The sequence below is a fragment of the Cupriavidus sp. TMH.W2 genome, from assembly GCF_050847365.1.
Taxonomy (GTDB): Bacteria; Pseudomonadota; Gammaproteobacteria; order Burkholderiales; family Burkholderiaceae; genus Cupriavidus.
In genome coordinates this window covers 1,926,491-1,943,481 of sequence record NZ_CP193793.1, presented here as the reverse complement: position 1 = coordinate 1,943,481, position 16,991 = coordinate 1,926,491, and the positions used below count along the sequence as shown (strand labels likewise).

General features: G+C 60.4%; 15 protein-coding genes. 3 read left to right on the top strand and 12 right to left on the bottom strand.

The genetic code is table 11. The annotated features are described in order from the left end of the window. Positions 1–66: 66 nt before the first annotated feature. From ACREYQ_RS26275 to ACREYQ_RS26250, 6 genes are all read right to left on the bottom strand, one after another. Complete coding sequence (locus ACREYQ_RS26275) at positions 67–666, bottom strand: thiamine pyrophosphate-dependent enzyme (protein ID WP_432260910.1); 600 nt, start codon at positions 664–666, stop codon at positions 67–69. A gap of 7 nt (positions 667–673) precedes the next feature. After that, complete coding sequence (locus ACREYQ_RS26270; RefSeq protein WP_432260909.1) at positions 674–1,189, bottom strand: thiamine pyrophosphate-binding protein; 516 nt, start codon at positions 1,187–1,189, stop codon at positions 674–676. A gap of 218 nt (positions 1,190–1,407) precedes the next feature. Next, a complete protein-coding gene (locus ACREYQ_RS26265; protein ID WP_432260908.1) occupies positions 1,408–2,313 on the bottom strand; it encodes a LysR family transcriptional regulator in 906 nt (301 codons plus the stop codon). Then, positions 2,300–3,244, bottom strand: coding sequence for a LysR family transcriptional regulator (locus ACREYQ_RS26260; RefSeq protein ID WP_432260907.1), 945 nt, complete (start codon positions 3,242–3,244; stop codon positions 2,300–2,302). Before ACREYQ_RS26260 ends, ACREYQ_RS26265 begins: the two co-directional genes overlap by 14 nt. Positions 3,245–3,427: 183 nt before the next feature. Then, positions 3,428–4,585 carry an acyl-CoA dehydrogenase family protein gene (locus ACREYQ_RS26255; protein ID WP_432262660.1) on the bottom strand — a complete coding sequence of 386 codons (1,158 nt, stop codon included), beginning with the start codon at positions 4,583–4,585 and terminating at the stop codon, positions 3,428–3,430. Positions 4,586–4,611: 26 nt separating this feature from the next. Further along, a complete protein-coding gene (locus ACREYQ_RS26250) occupies positions 4,612–5,460 on the bottom strand; it encodes an FAS1-like dehydratase domain-containing protein (RefSeq protein ID WP_432260906.1) in 849 nt (282 codons plus the stop codon). 200 nt (positions 5,461–5,660) lie between these two features. Here ACREYQ_RS26250 and ACREYQ_RS26245 point away from each other — a divergent pair, with 200 nt between their 5' ends. Next, the gene (locus ACREYQ_RS26245) at positions 5,661–6,269 is read left to right on the top strand and encodes a hypothetical protein (RefSeq protein ID WP_432260905.1); all 609 of its coding nucleotides are present in this window, start codon (positions 5,661–5,663) and stop codon (positions 6,267–6,269) included. Between the two features lie 163 nt (positions 6,270–6,432). On the opposite strand, the gene ACREYQ_RS26240 is transcribed toward ACREYQ_RS26245, so the two are convergent. The 3 genes from ACREYQ_RS26240 to ACREYQ_RS26230 form a co-directional block, all read right to left on the bottom strand. Next, positions 6,433–9,879 (bottom strand): pyruvate carboxylase, encoded by a 3,447-nt coding sequence (locus ACREYQ_RS26240; RefSeq protein ID WP_432260904.1) that lies wholly within the window; start codon positions 9,877–9,879, stop codon positions 6,433–6,435. 46 nt (positions 9,880–9,925) lie between these two features. Then, a complete protein-coding gene (locus ACREYQ_RS26235) occupies positions 9,926–10,744 on the bottom strand; it encodes an HpcH/HpaI aldolase/citrate lyase family protein (RefSeq protein WP_432260903.1) in 819 nt (272 codons plus the stop codon). A gap of 92 nt (positions 10,745–10,836) precedes the next feature. Further along, positions 10,837–12,015 carry a CaiB/BaiF CoA transferase family protein gene (locus ACREYQ_RS26230; protein WP_432260902.1) on the bottom strand — a complete coding sequence of 393 codons (1,179 nt, stop codon included), beginning with the start codon at positions 12,013–12,015 and terminating at the stop codon, positions 10,837–10,839. 595 nt (positions 12,016–12,610) lie between these two features. Between ACREYQ_RS26230 and ACREYQ_RS26225 the strand changes: the two genes are divergently transcribed. Continuing rightward, complete coding sequence (locus ACREYQ_RS26225; protein WP_432260901.1) at positions 12,611–13,696, top strand: porin; 1,086 nt, start codon at positions 12,611–12,613, stop codon at positions 13,694–13,696. A gap of 145 nt (positions 13,697–13,841) precedes the next feature. Here ACREYQ_RS26225 and ACREYQ_RS26220 read toward each other — a convergent pair whose 3' ends face one another. From ACREYQ_RS26220 to ACREYQ_RS26210, 3 genes are all read right to left on the bottom strand, one after another. Then, positions 13,842–14,300 (bottom strand): DUF3376 domain-containing protein, encoded by a 459-nt coding sequence (locus ACREYQ_RS26220; RefSeq protein ID WP_432260900.1) that lies wholly within the window; start codon positions 14,298–14,300, stop codon positions 13,842–13,844. A gap of 103 nt (positions 14,301–14,403) precedes the next feature. Next, positions 14,404–15,207 (bottom strand): hypothetical protein, encoded by an 804-nt coding sequence (locus ACREYQ_RS26215; protein ID WP_432260899.1) that lies wholly within the window; start codon positions 15,205–15,207, stop codon positions 14,404–14,406. Beyond that, entirely contained in the window at positions 15,153–15,425 is a 273-nt protein-coding gene (locus ACREYQ_RS26210) for an MFS transporter (RefSeq protein ID WP_432260898.1), read from the bottom strand. Before ACREYQ_RS26210 ends, ACREYQ_RS26215 begins: the two co-directional genes overlap by 55 nt. 1,277 nt (positions 15,426–16,702) lie before the next feature. Between ACREYQ_RS26210 and ACREYQ_RS26205 the strand changes: the two genes are divergently transcribed. Further along, on the top strand, positions 16,703–16,951 hold the full coding sequence (locus ACREYQ_RS26205; RefSeq protein ID WP_432260897.1) for a hypothetical protein: 249 nt from the start codon (positions 16,703–16,705) through the stop codon (positions 16,949–16,951). The last annotated feature ends 40 nt before the right edge of the window (positions 16,952–16,991 follow it).

Below are 16,991 nucleotides of genomic sequence, written 5' to 3'. Positions count from 1 at the left end.
CGGTCAGTGCAAGACCACGTGCCGTCCGAGAGGGCACCGCAGTCTTGCACCGGACCGGAGGGCGTTTTACTTGTGTGCGTCGGAGCCGAGCAGGGCTTCGCGGAAGCGGCTGCGCAGGAAGGGGCCATCACGCGGAGGCAGCGCGGCGGGCACCGGCTCGGTGGTTACCTTCACGGTGGCCAGCAGCAGCCCTTCGGTGCTGAACAGCTCCTCCGACAGCAGCGCCAGGTCCTGTTCCGTGCGCACCGTGCGCGCATTCGCGAAGCCCACCGCCTTGGCCACCCCCGTAATGTCCACGCCACGCCCGGCGTGCGCGGGCTGCATCCCGGTTTCGGCGTAGTGCTCGTTGTCAATCACGATCACCGCCAGGTTCTGCGGCTTGTCCACGGCCGCGGTGGCCAGCGAACCCAGCCCCATCATCATCTCGCCGTCGCCGGTGACCACCACCACCCGGCGCTTCGGTTGCGCCCGGGCGATGCCCAGGCCCACCATCACCGAGCCCCCCATGGCACCCCACAGGTAGAAGTTGCCGGCACAGTCGCCCGTCGAGGCCACGTCATAGGTCGGGTTGCCGAGGCTGGTCACCACCAGCGCGTCCCCACGGTGCTTCAGGATCTTGGCAATCGCCGCGCGACGATTCAGAACAGCCTTTTGCGCTTCACTCATCACAGTCTCACTTATTGAAGTTCTTGGCCCCGATCACGCGCTGGCCAATCAGCACCGCCGCCAGTCGCCCCGTCTGGTAGGCAAAGCGAGCAGTGGCGCCTACCGTCTTGGCCACTTCCTCGGCCTCATCGGCGCGGTACACGTAGGTGCCAGCCGATTCCAGCGCTTCCTGGGTCGACTTGCCCATGGCCACCTGCCAGGGGTTGAACTCGCTCCACTCGCCGCGCATCGTCACGATCGCAAAGAACGGGATACGGCACTCGTGCTGCAGCGACAGCATGTTGATGCAGTTGCCCACGCCGCTGGACTGCATCAGCAGCACAGCGCGCTCGCCGCCGAGCCAGGCGCCTGCCACCATCGCCACGCCTTCCTCCTCGGTGGTCAGTGACACCGCGTTGATCTCGGGGTCGGCCTCGCATAGCCGGATGAGCTCGCTATGTCCGGCGTCCGGGACGTAGCAGACCTGGCGGACATTCGCCGCCTTCAACTCTTCGTAAATCTCTCGTGGCCAATTCGCCGACATCGTCTCTTCTCGCTCCAGATGGCAGCGCTACTGCACCGCCTGGTTCAACCCACGGCCTGCCGGCCGGTCTGAAGCAATCATGGGTCAGCCATCCAATTCTCGAAAGCGATTTAATCGGATGCTTTTGAATTCCAAAATGAGATATGTGCGGCGGCAGGAATCCGACCCGGAACCGATGACCCGGGAGGGCTAGGAGCTATTCGGATGGGGAAGCTGATTTACCCGATCGACGCGGGGGCCCGCGTCCGGGAGAAGTCGCAGCATTCGCGCGCCAGTTCCGCGACCGCAAGGCCAAGGGCGGCGCGCTCCGGATGAATCGCGCAGTAGCGCACCGAAGGCGCTGGCGGATCCGTCTCCACGATCTGCAGTCGCCCTTGTGTGACTTCGCCGGTGAAGAACGCACGCGGCAGGCAACTGACGCCGATGCCTGCTTCAATCAGTCCCGCCAGCGTAATAATGCTTCGGCTGCCACCGAGGCGTGTCGGCGCGGCACCCACTTGCTCGAACAAGCGCGAACAAAGCTCGGTGATGATCGAGGTACGATCCTGCTCGATGACCGGCAAGGCGGCCAGTTGCCGGAGGGGCACGATCTCTCCACGATTGAACGTTCCGGGCGGGCAGAACCACGCAAACTCGACCAACTCCAGGTTGACCTTCGCAGCCGAGCGCGTTGCGAAGGCTTCAGGGAGGATGGCGATGTCAAGCTGTCCATCGAGGATCTTGTCGCGCAGTATCGCGGAATGGTCAATGTGAGGCTGAAGCGTCAGTTCCGGGTAGACGTCGCGCACTCGCCGTATCAGCGCCGGAAACCATGACATCGCGACGAGCTCGGTAACGCCTATATGCGCAACCCGCGGGACGTTGCGCCTGGATGTCTGGATCGCGTCGAGGTAGGCAACGCTCTCCAGCACGTCGGCGCAAAGCTGCATCATTTCATGCCCCTTCGCCGTGAGCACGGCCTTGCGCCCGCTTCCTTCGAACAAGGGCGAGGCGGAAAGCCGCTCGACCTCCTGCAATCGCTTGGTGGCAGCGGACTGCGTGACGTGCAGCTTGTCTGCCGCCCGTTGCACGGTGCCGAGCTTAGCGACCCAATAGAACGTCTCGATCTGCTTAATCGTGAGCATCTGGATGAGATTCGTATTGGGCACGTGACGCGCTGGCTTCGTAGGGGAGCTCGAAATTGCAACAGCGCTGCGCCAGGGTAGCGATGGCGCGGTGAAAGGGCGTTGCTGAATCGGCCCGAGTCAACGCGACATAGCGGATTGGTGGCAGACCGGGCGTTGCGTGAACCTCACGGAGCAGACCTTTTTCCACCAGTCCGCGTGAGACGACCTCCGGCATGTAGACGACGCCGAGTCCGGACGCGGCAATGCCGCCGAGAGCTGAAATACTGTTACTCATCAGCGTATTGCCTGGTGTCAGCCCATTCTTTGCGAACCAGCTTCGCATCAACACGCCTGCACCTGATTGCGGGCCCTGCATCAGGAGCGGATAGCTACCGAGCTCCGCCACTCTTATCTTGCCAGTGGGAATGGCAAGGGAAGGCCTGCAGAACCAGCCATTCCTGACTTGCGCGAGCCTGATGCGCAGGAGTCCAGTGAGGTCGAACGCATTCGGAACCACTACGAGGTCCAGTTGGCCGGCGCGAAGTCGGTCGTGCAGCGGCACGCTGTGTTCGACTTCCAGTTCGATCGCGACTTGTGGATATTGTGCGCGGATGGCATCCACGAACCTCGGCAGCCACGTTACTGCGGTCAGCTCGGTGACGCCAAGTCGCAGCTTGCGTACCAGCGTGTCCTTGCGGACGAATTGCTCGATCAGCAGGTCGCGCTTCTTGAGAACGTCTCGTGAGCGGGCGAGCACCTCGGCGCCTTCGAGTGTCAACCTCGCGGTGCGCCCCGACCGGTCGAACAGTGGATAGCCGAAGCCGCCTTCGAACTCCTTAATATGCCGCGACACGGCGGACTGGGCGATGTCGAGCTGCTCGGCGGCGCCGTCGAACGACCCCATCTCGGCGATGGCTACGAACGCTTCCAACTGCTTGAACGTAGTCACGTAGTGCCCCTGGTGCGCACCTGCTGTTTGATCCAATTACGGAATGATACCGGAGGACGGGCTATCTCAACGCGTAATTGTCTTCGGCCCAGGAATGCGTTGTCCGGGGCACCTGAGCAAGCATCGTTGCCAGCGGCAGTGCCCCCGAGGGTGGAGATCCGCCGCCGCCGATGGTAAGACGGGTCAGAACGAGCGGGGCATACCCAGGATGTGCTCACTCACGTACGAAAGAATCAGGTTCGTCGAAATCGGGGCGACCTGATAGAGACGCGTCTCGCGGAACTTGCGCTCGACGTCGTACTCGGCGGCAAATCCGAAACCGCCATGGTATTGGAGGCAGGCATTGGCTGCTTCCCATGAGGCATCTGCCGCCAGCAGCTTGGCCATGTTGGCTTCGGCGCCGCATGGTTGGTGCGCATCAAACAGCTTGGCCGCCTTGAAGCGCATCAGGCTCGCCGCCTCGACGTTGACGAACGCCTTGGCGATCGGGAACTGTACGCCCTGATTCTGGCCGATTGGTCGTCCAAAGACCACACGTTCATTGACGTATTTCGTGACCTTGTCGATAAACCAATAGCCGTCGCCGACACACTCCGCGGCGATCAGCGTGCGCTCTGCGTTCAGGCCGTCCAGGATGTATTTGAAGCCTTTGCCTTCCTCGCCGATCAGGTTCTCCGCAGGGATCTCCAGATTCTCGAAGAAGAGTTCGTTGGTTTCATGATTGACCATGTTGATGATGGGCTGGACCGTCAAGCCATTGCCAATGGCTTCGCGCAGGTCGACGAGGAAGATCGACATACCCTCGGACTTCTTCTTGCACTCGGCCAGAGGCGTGGTCCGCGCGAGCAGGATCATCAGGTCGGAGTGCTGAACCCGGGAAATCCAGACCTTCTGACCGTTGATGACGTAGCGGTCGCCCTTGCGTACAGCGGTGGTCTTGATCTTGGTCGTGTCGGTGCCCGTCGTCGGCTCTGTGACGCCCATCGATTGCAGGCGAAGTTCGCCGCTGGCGATCTTGGGCAGGTAGGTCTTCTTTTGCGCGTCGGAGCCGTGTCGCAGCAGCGTGCCCATGTTGTACATCTGCCCATGGCATGCGCCCGAGTTTCCGCCCGCACGATTGATTTCTTCCATGATGACTGAGGCCTGCGTCAGACCCAGTCCCGAGCCACCGTATTGCTCTGGAATCAGTGCTGCCAGCCAACCCGCCTCAGTCAGCGCGTTAACGAATTCCTCAGGATAGCCGCGCGCTTCGTCAACCTTACGGAAGTACTCCGCCGAAAATTGTCTGCACAGGTCGCGAACCGCTTCGCGAATTTCCTGGTATTCATCGATCTTGTTCAGCACGGATAGTCTCCGAAATCGTTGGTTCAGTTAAGTTCTGCAGTCGCCGTCATTGCCAGCGCGCCGTCTTCCTGCCGAATCCACAAGGAAACGGCGTCGCCGCCTGCGTTCAGCTTTCCGCACACGTGAAAGCGCTGGCCCACTAAGGTCGGACGCACGCCCTTGAAGGAGAAGCTACGGACTTGGCGATCAGGCTGGTTGGCACGCAGCAGTTCCATCAGAAGCGTTGCAAGCAAGGGACCGTGCACGACCAGCCCCGGGTACTGCTCGATTGCGGCGGCATATTGACGGTCGTAGTGGATGCGATGCCCGTTGAAGGTAAGCGCCGAGTAGCGGAACAACAAGACGGGATCGGCGACGATCTCACGGGCCCAGTCCTCATCGTTCGGTGCCAGGACGGGCTCGGGAGAGGGCGCGCCGGGGGGCGCCTGTTCGCGGTACACGATGTCCTGCTCTTCCGTGATTGCCAAACCGGCAGCCCCGAAGTACTGATGTTCCACCGTCACGAACGCCAAGGTGCCGGTACGCCCCGTCTTGGCGTTGACATCAAGGATGCGCGATGTCTTGCAGACCGCGTCGCCGACGCAAAGGGCGTCATGGAAGCGTAGGCGGCTACCGGCCCACATGCGGCGTGGGAGCGGGACCGGTGGCAGGAATCCGCCGCGATTGGCGTGACCGTCCGCACCGAGTTCGGACCGGGCATGCAGGGGAAGGAAATACAGCCAGTGCCACAGTGGGGGCAACGCATCGCCGCGGCCTGGTGCGCGATCGGGACTGTCGAGCGTCGCCGCGAGCGCCTTGAGGGGGAATGCGGTGATCTCGTCTTGGGATTCGACAGTCTTGCCGATCCACTCCTTCAGTTTGACAACGTCCATCGGACTTCTCTTGGTTCGGTTTCCTGAGACTTCACTATGCATCCGTCCGGGCCGTACTCCAATTCCAAAGTTCGGAATGAGCCTTTCGATCGCGTCGAAACCTTGTGCCCCGAGCCGAATGGTGGTTTCGAAACTATCGAATTGTCGTTTCATGAAAAAGTGACCAAGCTTGGGGAAGGCAGCATCAAGTGGTTGAACTCATGCAAGTCAAGATTCGTAGTTGTTCCCGCATCTCCCTGACAGGCCTCGTTCCCGCCTTCCCATTGCGGGTCGTCTTCTATGGCGGACACTATGGGGTCACCCGCCGCGGCTTCCACCGCGCCTTGCGGGAAGGACAGGTCGTCGACATTCCAGCCTTCGAGCCTGTCGATCTCCATATGGGCGGAAGCCTCTTCGCGGCATCGACCTGCCGCCTTGAGTTGGATGACCGGCGCGGTGCCGTTATCGGCACTGCGATGGCATCCTCATATGAGGCCAGTCGGCGAGCAGAACACACATTGCGCGACCTGATCTCGGCGACGGTTTTCTGCCAGCCACAACGTGCTTGGAATGCCGAACTGGTGGCGAGGTCGCTCAGTATCAGCGCCAGCAGTGTCCGCCGCACGTTGTTCACGCAGGGTGCAGCGCTTACGGAAATCTGCCGGACGCAGCGACTGATGCGCGCCCTGTTCGAGTCAATGCAGACCGGGCGCCCTCTATCCGATCTCAAAGCTGTGGTCGGGTGGACCGGTGGTGATCTTGAAGAGTCGTTCTACGAGCGATTCGGTGTTTCCCTGCATACTGTATCGAGATTACGGCAGGGTGTGTAATAGGTCTTTAAGACTCCGCTGCCATACCTATTCGAGCGCTCGGTGTAGTAGAAACTCGGAAGGGTTATCAGGCATCTGGCGAGGAAGCGGAATGTCCGCCTCGGACTTCGGGGCATACCGACCTGCCACCGGACGCGCGGCAGGCCGTGGCCCATCGAACGCCTTACTGCAATTCGATCAGCAATTGGCCGGCGCGGACCAGCGAGCCGGGTTGCACCAGGACTTGCTTCACCGTTCCGCTGGCTTCCGACACAACGCTGGTTTCCATCTTCATCGCCTCGATGGCGGCTACTGCTTGTCCTTTCGCGACCGATTGTCCTTCGCTGACATTCACCGAGATGACACTGCCTTGCATGGGGGATGCGATATGAAGCGAGTTGCCAGGCGCGGCCAATCTGGCGGAGTGCGCGATGCTCCCTTCGTTCCGCTTGGTTGCGCGTATCGGACGTGGCTGGCCATTGACATCGAAGAACATGCGGACGCTGCCTTGCTCGTCAGGCTCCGTTTGCGCGCTCAGGCTGACAAACAGTGTCTTCCCTCGCTCCAGTTCGACCGAAATCTCCTGGCCGACATCGAGCCCATAGAAGAAAACAGGCGTCGGTAGAATTGACACATCGTCGAACTGATCGCGATGTGCGCAGAATTCCTGGAAGACCTTGGGGTACATCAGGTATGACGCGAGATCGTTGTCGGCAAGGCGGCGGCCAACAGCCACTTCAGCCTGGGCTCGAGCCACCTCCAGATCGACCGGCGGAATGTGCGCGCCGGCACGCCCTGCGACCGGGGATGCGCCACGCAGGAACTTCTGTTGCAAGGATTTCGGGAAGCCATCGGCGGGATAGCCCATCTCGCCGCGCAGCATTGATACGACGGAATCCGGCACCGAGACTTCCCGGTCGGGATCCACAATGTCTGCAGTGCTGAGGGTATTGGAGACAAGGTGGAGCGCCATGTCGCCGACAACCTTCGACGAGGGCGTTACCTTGACGATATCGCCGAACATGAGGTTGACATCGGCATAGGCTTGCGCAACTTCCGGCCAGCGATCTTCCAGGCCAAGGGAACGCGCCTGTTCCCGCAGGTTTGTGTACTGGCCGCCAGGCATTTCATGGCGGTAGACGTCCGAAGTGCCGGAGCGCATGTCCGCTTCGAACGGCTCGTAGTTGCGACGTACGGATTCCCAGTACATCGAAATGGGCTGTAGGTCACGGTAACCAACTGCCGGCCTGCGGTCGCTGTGTTCCAGCGCAGCGCAAATCGCGCCCAGGCTCGGCTGCGACGTGAGGCCGCTCATGGCATCCATGGCGCCGTCAACAGCATCCGCCCCGGCCTCGATCGCCGCGAGAACGGATGCAACCGAAGCTCCGCTCGTATCGTGCGTGTGGAAGTGAACGGGTAGGCCGGTCTCTTCCTTGAGCGCCTTGACCAGCGCGAATGCGGCCGGTGGTCGGCAAATGCCGGCCATGTCCTTCACGCCTAGGATGTGTGCGCCGGCCCTCTCCAGCGATTTTGCAAGCTCGACGTAGTAGCCGATGTTGTACTTGCCGCGCGCGGTATCAAACAGGTCGGCGGTATAGCAGATTGTCCCCTCGCACAGGGCGCCCGTGTCCAGTACTGCGTCCATGGCCACGCGCATGTTCTCGACCCAGTTGAAGGAATCGAACACCCGAAACAGGTCAATACCCGAGGCCGCAGCCCGCTTGACAAAATGCTGGACAACGTTGTCCGCGTAATTCGTATAGCCGACAGCGTTTGAGCCGCGTAGCAGCATCTGGAACAGGATGTTTGGCACGGCATGGCGCAACGCGGCCAACCGTTCCCATGGATCCTCGCGCAGGAAGCGCATCGCAACGTCAAAGGTTGCGCCGCCCCAGCACTCCAGGGAGAAGAGGTCCGAAAGCTGGCGGGAATAATGGGGAGCAATAGCGACCATATCCCGCGTGCGCATGCGCGTGGCCAGCAGGGACTGGTGGGCGTCGCGCATGGTGGTGTCGGTCAGCAGGACGGCCTTGCTGTCCTTCATCCACTCTGCAAATGCCCGTGGACCGAGCGTGGCTAGCAGGGTTCTGGACCCCGGAGGGATCGCAGTGTTCAGGGGGGCGGTCGGCAGCGGCGGTTCCGGCGCCACGTGCCGCGGGGCAGGTCGTCCTTTGACATCCGGGTTGCCATTGATATTGACCTCGGCCAGAAAGTTAAGCAGCTTGGTCGCACGGTCTCGGCGCTGGCGAAACGTGAAGAGTTCAGGCGTATTGTCGATGAACCGGGTGGTGCAGCGACCGGAGCGGAAATCCTCGTGTCCGATCACATTTTCGAGAAAGGCCAGGTTGGTTGCCACACCGCGCACACGAAACTCGCGCAGTGCCCGGCTCATGCGTTCGTTAGCTTCATCAGCATCACGCCCATTGCACGTCACTTTGACGAGCAGGGAGTCATAGTAGGGGGTTACCACGGCACCGGTATAGGCCGTGCCGGCGTCCAGGCGGATGCCAAAGCCTGCGGCGCTTCGGTACGCGGTGACTTTGCCGTGGTCCGGTGCAAAGCCGTTCTCCGGATCTTCGGTGGTAACGCGGCACTGGACTGCATGGCCGCGTAGTCGGATGTTCTCCTGCGTGGGGACGGAGGATGAGACATCGCCAATGCAAGCGCCTTCCGTGATGCGAATTTGCGCCTTGACGATGTCGATGCCGGTCACTTCCTCGGTCACCGTATGTTCCACCTGGATCCTCGGATTGACTTCAATGAAGTAGAACGCCCCTGTGTCGGCGTCCATGAGGAATTCCACAGTGCCCGCGTGCGTATAGGAGACCGCCTTGGCGAGCTTGAGTGCCTCCCCACACAGCGCTTGCCGTGCGGTGTCGTCAAGATATGGCGCCGGCGCGCGCTCCACGACCTTCTGGTTGCGGCGCTGCACTGAGCAATCCCGCTCGAAGAGATGGACCAGGTTGCCGTGGGTGTCCCCGAGTACCTGCACCTCGACGTGTTTGGCCCGCGCGATGAATCTCTCCAGGTACACCTCGTCATTCCCGAACGCTGCCTTGGCTTCACGGCGCGCGGCGGTGATGGCATTGGCAAGCTCGCCCTCATGCAGAATCGCCCGCATCCCACGGCCACCCCCACCCCAGCTTGCCTTGAGCATGAGGGGGTAGCCGATCGACGCTGCGAGCTTCCGGGCTTCGTCGAGGTCATGCGGCAGCGCGTTGGTGGCAGGCACGACAGGCACCCCGACGCGCTCTGCCAGAGACCGCGCCGCCACCTTGTTGCCAAGCTCGCGCATCACGTCGGGCGTCGGCCCGATGAAGGCAATCCCTTCCTGCGCGCAACGCTCGGAAAATTCAGGATTCTCGGATAGGAAGCCATATCCGGGGTGGATCGCATCGACGCCAGCCTCTTTTGCTACCCGCAAGATATCTTCGATATCGAGGTAGGCGTCCACGGGCTTTTTCCCCTGCCCGACGAGATAGCTCTCGTCGGCCTTGAAGCGATGCTGGGCAAAGCGATCCTGGTAGGAGTAAATGGCGACCGTGCGAATGCCGAGTTCGCTGGCAGCACGCATCACGCGAATGGCAATTTCGCTTCGGTTGGCGACTAGGAGGCTACGGATCTGCGTCATCTTGAGGGGGCGATATACGGATTGTCTGCGAGCGCGTTAGCCCGCATCAGGGCTGGGACTGGGCGGCTTGCCGCAAGAGTGCGGTGGCATGTGCAATGACCGGGGCATCGACCATTGCGCCGTCCAGTTGGAATGCCCCTGGGCGGGACTGAGCCGCCTCCAGGACGCGTCTTGCCCAGTTCAGCAGGGCATCGCTGGGCTGGTAAGCAGCGTTGACTTCCGGCACCTGCGAAGGATGAATGCAGAGCTTTCCCCCGAAGCCAAGGCGCCGGCCTTGCTCGCTGGCGCGGCGCAGCTCGGCGGTGTCAGAAATGGACAGTGTCACGCCGTCCACGGGGGCATCGATGCCGGCCGCTTTGGATGCGAGGACCAGCATTGAGCGGAAGAAGAGTAGTTCCTGATCGTCGCCTTCTATACCGAGTTCCTTTCGGAAGTCGACCGTGCCGAAGACCAGCCGGGCGACGCCATGAGTCCCGGCAATTTCACGGACATTGATCATCCCTGCTGCGGTCTCGATGAGGGGCAGTACGGGCGTGTCGGGCCGCAGGTGTTGCCTGATCCATTGAATGTCGGCGCCCTGCTCGGTCTTGGGAAGTATGACGCCTTGCACGCCATCCATACGGCACAGGTGAGCATCGTCCTTGAACCAGGAGGTTCGCGTGCCGTTCACACGGACCATCCCGCGACCTCCTGCGGCCAGGTAGTCGAACAGAGCCTCGCGTGCCCGGTCCTTGTCGCCGTCGGCGACAGCGTCCTCGAGGTCGAGAATGACGACGTCAGCACCGGACGCATGCGCCTTGGCAAAGCGTTCTGGTCTGCTCGCCGGGACGAAGAGATAGGTGCGTGCGGTCTTGATAGAGGTCATGGGTATGGCTTGAAGATGGCGAGTAGTGCCAGTGCGCCCCGCAATGAGGGGTGCACAGACGGCAGGCCAGGCACGGCGGGCGATTCAGGAGGTCAGAGGGCGCCTTCGGCACGCAGCTTCGCGACGTCGCTGGACGCGTAGCCGAGTTCGAGCAGGATGCTTTCACTGTGCTGGCCCAGCGCAGGAATCGCATCCATCCGGGGCTCGAACGCGTTCGGCATGCCAGGCGGAAAGAGGGCCGGGATGACGCCGACTGGCGACTGGACCGACGTCCAGCGCTCGCGCGCCTTGAGTTGTGGATGGTTCCACACATCCAGCATGTCATTCATGCGGGCGTTGGCGATCTGGGCTTGCTCCAGGCGTTCAACGACTGCCTCGACCGTCAGCGTAGAGAACGTGGCGAGGATGATCTCCGTCAGTTCCGCGCGATGCCTGGCGCGCAGCGAGTTCGAGGCGAACCTTTCATCCGTGGCGAGCTCGGGTCGCACCAGGACGACGCGGCAGAAAGCATCCCATTCGCGTTCGTTTTGCAGCCCCAGGATGATGGTCTTGCCGTCGCCGGCGGCAAAGGGGCCATACGGAAAAATGGTTGCATGGGAGGCGCCGGCGCGTGGGGGAGGGGTGGCGCCGTCGAAGGCATAGTACAGCGGATAGGTCATCCATTCGACCATGGCCTCGAGCATGGACACGTCAATGTGGGCACCTTTTCCGGTCTTGCCACGCTGCAGCAGGGCGGCCAGGATATTGGTATAGGCATACATGCCTGCTGCAATGTCGGCAATCGAGCAACCAGCCTTCGCGGGGCTCTCCGGCGTGCCGGTAATGGAAACGAAGCCGGACTCCGCCTGGATCAGCAGGTCGTAGGCCTTTTTGTCGCGGTAGGGGCCGTCGTTGCCGTATCCGGAGATATCGCAAACGATGATCCCGGGATAGCGCTGTGACAGAGCTTCGTACGACAGGCCCATGCGGTCCGCTGCGCCCGGGGCCAGGTTCTGCACCAGTACGTCGGCCTGGATAAGGATCTTCTCCAGGATAGCAGGGGCTTCGTGATGCTTGAGGTCCAGCGCCAGGCTTTCCTTGGAGCGGTTGGTCCAGGCGAAGTGAGAGGACATTCCATCCACCCGTTCATCGTAGCCGCGCGCGAAGTCCCCAACCTTCGGTCGCTCGATCTTGATAACGCGAGCCCCTAGGTCCGCAAGTTGGCGGGTACAGAACGGTGCCGCAATGGCGTGCTCAAGGGAAACTACGGTAACGCCATCCAGGGGACGCATATCAACCTCGCTTGGGTGTCGGTGCTCGTTCCCCAACGTGTTCGGAGAACTAGCCGGGCGATGAAATCGGCAATGGCGAGCGCAATGAGAAGCAGATTTGACGTAGCGGCCGTGGCACGTACGCCTGTCTCTGTGGAGTTGCCTGCCTCCTTGTCTCACTGGGAAGTTTGGCCTGTCGAGGGGGAGAGGTAAATCTCGTTTTTCTGAAATGCCCCTTCGCCTGCGTCGAATGATTGCGCGCCATCACCGTCCCATCCTCTCCAATTGGCCAGCGGCGTTCCGCCTGTGCAGAAAACCGCAGAGATGGATCTGCCTCAATGCAAGCAACGGGGCGGGCCGGCCGGCACAATGCGCCCGGTCTGGTGGTGCAGTCACCGGACGATCCGACGCGTTCTTCCCTGTGCGCGCGCTGATCTTCACGCGTCGCGAGTTGGCTGGGAGAAATTGAAGGCATGGACAGTACTCAAATCGATGGACTGTCCGGCTGCCATAAGCAACCGCGTGGTGAAGTGGGGCCGAAGGCTCAGGGGAGTAGGCGCCACTTGCAAGGTTCATTGAAAGATACCTGATCAAAGAAAAATCCATGAGGAGGAATATGAAGAAGATTGCCGTGGCCTCGGTGTTTGGCGCGCTGCTGGCCAGCAGCGTGCACGCCCAGTCGTCAGTTACGCTATACGGCATCGTGGATCAAAGCCTGCGCTATACGACCAACTCAGACGCAAGCAACCACAGTCTCGTCCAACTGACCAACGGCGCCATCACGAACAGTCGATGGGGGCTGAAAGGAGCTGAAAATCTTGGGGGCAGTCTGAAGGCAGTCTTTCAGCTTGAGAACGGCTTTGATCCGGACACTGGTCGTGCCAATCAAGGAGGAAGATTGTTTGGTCGACAGGCGTACGTCGGATTGGCTGGAGATCTGGGCGCGATTAAGCTGGGCCGCCAGTACACGGAAGTCTTCAAGTTCTTCGGCGACTTCGATCCGTTGACGCTCGGCAACTACACGGCCAACGTATGGCCGTACCTGGTGACGCAGTTTCGCTCTGACAACGTCGTAAGTTATGAGGGGAGTTTCTCCGGTCTGGACCTTGGGGCGAGCTATGGGTTCGGGGAGAAGGCAGGTAGCTTTACCTCTAGCCAGTACTGGGGTACGCGCGCATCCTACAAGATTGGCGCGTTCGCCATCGGGGCCATGTATCAGGAGGTACGCGATGCCAGCAGCAACCGGCAACAGATGTGGGGCGCTGCGGGCATCTACACGGTCGGCGCAACCAAGCTGTTCCTGGGCTATGTTGGCGCCAAGGATCGTACCGGCATCACCGACGCGACGCTCAATGCTGACCCCGCTGCCAGTTCGATCGCCAATCCTGTCCCGGCCGGTGGAAACTTCATCGACAACCCGCGTAAGGACACCATCGGCTACCTGGGCCTGACCTACCAGGCGACACCGGCTCTCGCGGTTACCGGCGTCTTCTACTATGACGATGCGAAGAACGTGAACGGCCTTTCCGGTAACGGTGGAAAGCGCTACACGGGTGTCTTGTTGGCCGAGTACGCTCTTTCGAAACGAACCCAGGTCTATGGGACCATCGACTACAACAAGGTCAGCGGTGGTTCGATCACCGAACTTCCGGGCAAGACTAATCAGACCGGGGTGGCAGCAGGCATTCGCCACATCTTCTGACGCCAAAGCGCCGACCGGAGAGTCGCCCAGACAATGCAAAGTCGGAGGGGTGTGAAGGTGTAGAACCGTCTATGCTACTTGGGGCAGTCTGCTTTCCTCGGACTGTCCATTTTTTTGTGATTCAGTGCGAATGCCTTGGTGGGAATCAAATAGATGCAATCGCATCCGCAAGTTCGCGCAGTAGTTCAGGAATGCATTTAAGCTGGGCAGCTTCCTCGTCGAGTACGCACTGAAAGGCACGCTTTTTAAGCGCAGTGATATCCAGGCGGTCCCGCAATGGCGCGGGGGTCGTGTCGAAAAGAATATCGAACAGGCGGTCGACTCCGTGCAGCCGGCCCCACAGATAGTCATTTTCGCGCGCAGGCCTGCCCAGAAAGCCTCCGAAACCGCCGAGGGATGCTCCAAGCAAGGGGTTATTTCCAGTTGGACTGGAAATAATGGTCGTGTCTTCTGGACTGATGCGATCGACCACGATTTCTTCAATCGGTCCAGCGTCCAGGGAAAGAATGTTCGCGACCGGGCGAAGCAGGATGTCCCGATAGAAATAGCCGAGATAAGCGGTGAGGATCGCTACCCGAAATTCTTCTCTGATGGCAAAGAGCAAGGGGGATGCCAGGATGGCTTCCGTCCGAGCTCGTCACCTTATCTGTGCGGGGAGGGCGGGATCACCGACGCTCCACCGCTGTCCTGTCATGGCAGCAAGCCAACTAGTTGACAGTGTAGGATTCCCGCCGCATCCCGTCCGGGATCTGTAGGATCGCCCAGCCAACGGGATACCACAGTCCGGAGAGCATGTTGCCAGTCTGGGCCGCAATGGCGAAAACGAAGGTCGGCAACAGCCCGCCTACCCAGCCGGTAGCGAGGTTATACGGCACCCCCATTGAGGTGTAGCGGATGCGGGTCGGGAACATCTCCACCAGCGCGGGACCGATCGTCATCACAGTCAGGATCGAGCTGGCGAAGAAGAGCGCCAGCAGGAGCAGCACTTTCGTTGCGTTAAAGGCCTTCGGATCGCTCTTGCCGGGATAGCTGTACTTTTCCAGCGCCGCGTGCAGCGCCTGCGACAACTCGGCGGCCCATCCGGCCAGAGGAAACACGGGGATGCAGAGTGCGGTAGCCAGCAGAACCACCGTATTTACCGTGGTGGGATCCACTTTCAGGGACTTGGTGAGGAAGAACGTCGGATAAAGCGCAGCCATGTAGTACATGGACGTCATCCCGGCGCACAAAGCGAAGGCGATGACGATGCGGCCGAGATTCGCGCGATCCAGCAATGCATCGCGCAACGGCGCCTTCGACAGCTTGTTTGCGCTGCGCAGCTTGCGGAACGCAGGCGATTCATCCATGCGAACACGCAGCAGCAGTGAAACCAACAGCATCACCGATGCGGCGAGGAACGGCAGGCGCCAGCCCCAATCGTCAAAGCCGTCGCTGGCGATGGTGCGCGAAGCCAGGATCACGAGGAACGACAACTGCAGGCCAACGGTTGACGACGCTGTGGTCCATGACATGTTGAGCCCGCGCCGGCGGCCGGGGAATACTCGGCAACGTAGGTCAGGGCGCCAGTATACTCGCCGCCCGCGGACAATCCTTGCAGGATGCGCAGGCAGAACAGCGCAATCGGCGAGATGATGCCCGCCGCGGCATAGGTGGGCAGGCAGCCGACACCGATCGTCGCGCCACCCATCATGCCGATCGTGATCATGAACGTCCGCTTTCGGCCAATCATGAATAAATCCTGGCTGTATCTCGTCTGGCGCTCGCGCAATGGGTCCGGTTGCTGGGACGCCTCAAAGTGCCAGGGGAATGCCTGTTTCCCGCAGCTTTAGACGGAAGGCCGATGCATGCAGCGTCGGTTTTCCGACGCGTAAGGACGCAGCTCGAACAGATCGGTATTGCCGAGGGGCAGGTCGACCGCTTGTCGCCCCAGACTTTGCGAAACACCTATGCTGCAATCCGACTGGACCGCGGCGACCGGATCGAAGCGGTCGGTGCAGCCCTCGGATTGCAAGATGTCGCCTCACCTCTACTGCTCAGACGCGCCTACCTAGCGTGGCGCAAGACGCAATAGTTCGTTTCTCGCGTAGCAATGAACGGCCCTGCTGATAGCTTGGGGAAGATGGTTCAAGAAGCATTGAGCTAGGCTGCGGCGTCATAAAAGCAACTAAATATCCACTTTTGCGCAACGTGCAAGCATAACCCGGCCATTCTGACATTCAAGCATATGGCGTCCAAACGGCCACTTTATGCTGAATTTCCCACATGCTGATGAGAAACGTGAGCACTAGATGGCGCGTCTGTAAGCCAAAAGATGTCGCTTTATTGGCCGGATAGGTAGCGCAATGCGCTCACGGAGGGAAAGGCCGTAAGCCATAAGTTGTCGTTTTTTTATTTTCGGAAGGCATAGAATGTCGTTATTTTTGACGGGCTAACATCATGTTTTTTAACGATATTTTTGTCTCCGGATGTGGGGCCGCCAGGCATGAGATGACGCCATTAAGATCAATTGATCGAGATCCAACGCAGCCGGCACAAAAGGGAGGCATTCCGCAGTGGTGATCTTTAAGATCTTCTACCGCTGCGATGCGGCGCTGGTCGCGTTAGTCCACACGGCGACCCTTGCCTTCAAATTGCGAATCCCGCTCAGAATTGATCGATCTCGCTCGAGTTCATTGCGCCTGTCTGATGGCAGCCGGAATCTCTCTGGATCCCTTGTTTGGATTGACGTTACGAACTCGCGAAGCTAAGCGAATCAATGGCACATCCTATAAAAGTTACTCATAAGGCATGTGTAGCCGGCGAGGTCAACGCGGGGCCGTGAGACCGATCCGGTTACTTGGCGAAGGGAACTGCGTCAGGGCCCGATGATAAGATTAAACTATATGTGGTATCTTATCGTCAGTGAGCCACTGTATATAGTTGTTGTGTCTCGTGGCTCCCTCGTCTAGGCCGTTAAGCTCCAGAAGCCCGGACGTCCTATCATCTGGAGCACTTCGAGGAGTAATCGTGGCTACGAACACCAAGAAAACATCTCCGCAGGTTGCCTCCACTGCAGGTAAGACGCTCGGCAACAATTCGTCGAGTGCGTTGCAGAAATCACTTGCTGGCTCCGCTCTGCGTCAAGCAGGTACCAGAGCGCAAACCGGAGCCAGCACGGAAAGCAAAGCGTCGAAGGCTCTGGACAATCCTCGCTCGTCGCCGCTGACTAAGACGCTTGCAGGAACGGTGGTATCTCAGTCGAACAAGAAGCGTTGAGTCGGATGCCGTCGGTACCCTGGAACTCTTTGCGCGATTC

Excerpts from the sequence above, each read along its gene's own strand:
- ACREYQ_RS26275 (WP_432260910.1), bottom strand. The coding sequence starts at position 666 with ATGAGTGAAGCGCAAAAGGCTGTTCTGAATCGTCGCGCGGCGATTGCC.
- ACREYQ_RS26270 (WP_432260909.1), bottom strand. The coding sequence starts at position 1,189 with ATGTCGGCGAATTGGCCACGAGAGATTTACGAAGAGTTGAAGGCGGCG.
- ACREYQ_RS26265 (WP_432260908.1), bottom strand. The coding sequence starts at position 2,313 with ATGCTCACGATTAAGCAGATCGAGACGTTCTATTGGGTCGCTAAGCTC.
- ACREYQ_RS26250 (WP_432260906.1), bottom strand. The coding sequence starts at position 5,460 with ATGGACGTTGTCAAACTGAAGGAGTGGATCGGCAAGACTGTCGAATCC.
- ACREYQ_RS26245 (WP_432260905.1), top strand. The coding sequence starts at position 5,661 with ATGCAAGTCAAGATTCGTAGTTGTTCCCGCATCTCCCTGACAGGCCTC.
- ACREYQ_RS26240 (WP_432260904.1), bottom strand. The coding sequence starts at position 9,879 with ATGACGCAGATCCGTAGCCTCCTAGTCGCCAACCGAAGCGAAATTGCC.
- ACREYQ_RS26235 (WP_432260903.1), bottom strand. The coding sequence starts at position 10,744 with ATGACCTCTATCAAGACCGCACGCACCTATCTCTTCGTCCCGGCGAGC.
- ACREYQ_RS26230 (WP_432260902.1), bottom strand. The coding sequence starts at position 12,015 with ATGCGTCCCCTGGATGGCGTTACCGTAGTTTCCCTTGAGCACGCCATT.
- ACREYQ_RS26225 (WP_432260901.1), top strand. The coding sequence starts at position 12,611 with ATGAAGAAGATTGCCGTGGCCTCGGTGTTTGGCGCGCTGCTGGCCAGC.
- ACREYQ_RS26215 (WP_432260899.1), bottom strand. The coding sequence starts at position 15,207 with ATGTCATGGACCACAGCGTCGTCAACCGTTGGCCTGCAGTTGTCGTTC.
- ACREYQ_RS26210 (WP_432260898.1), bottom strand. The coding sequence starts at position 15,425 with ATGATTGGCCGAAAGCGGACGTTCATGATCACGATCGGCATGATGGGT.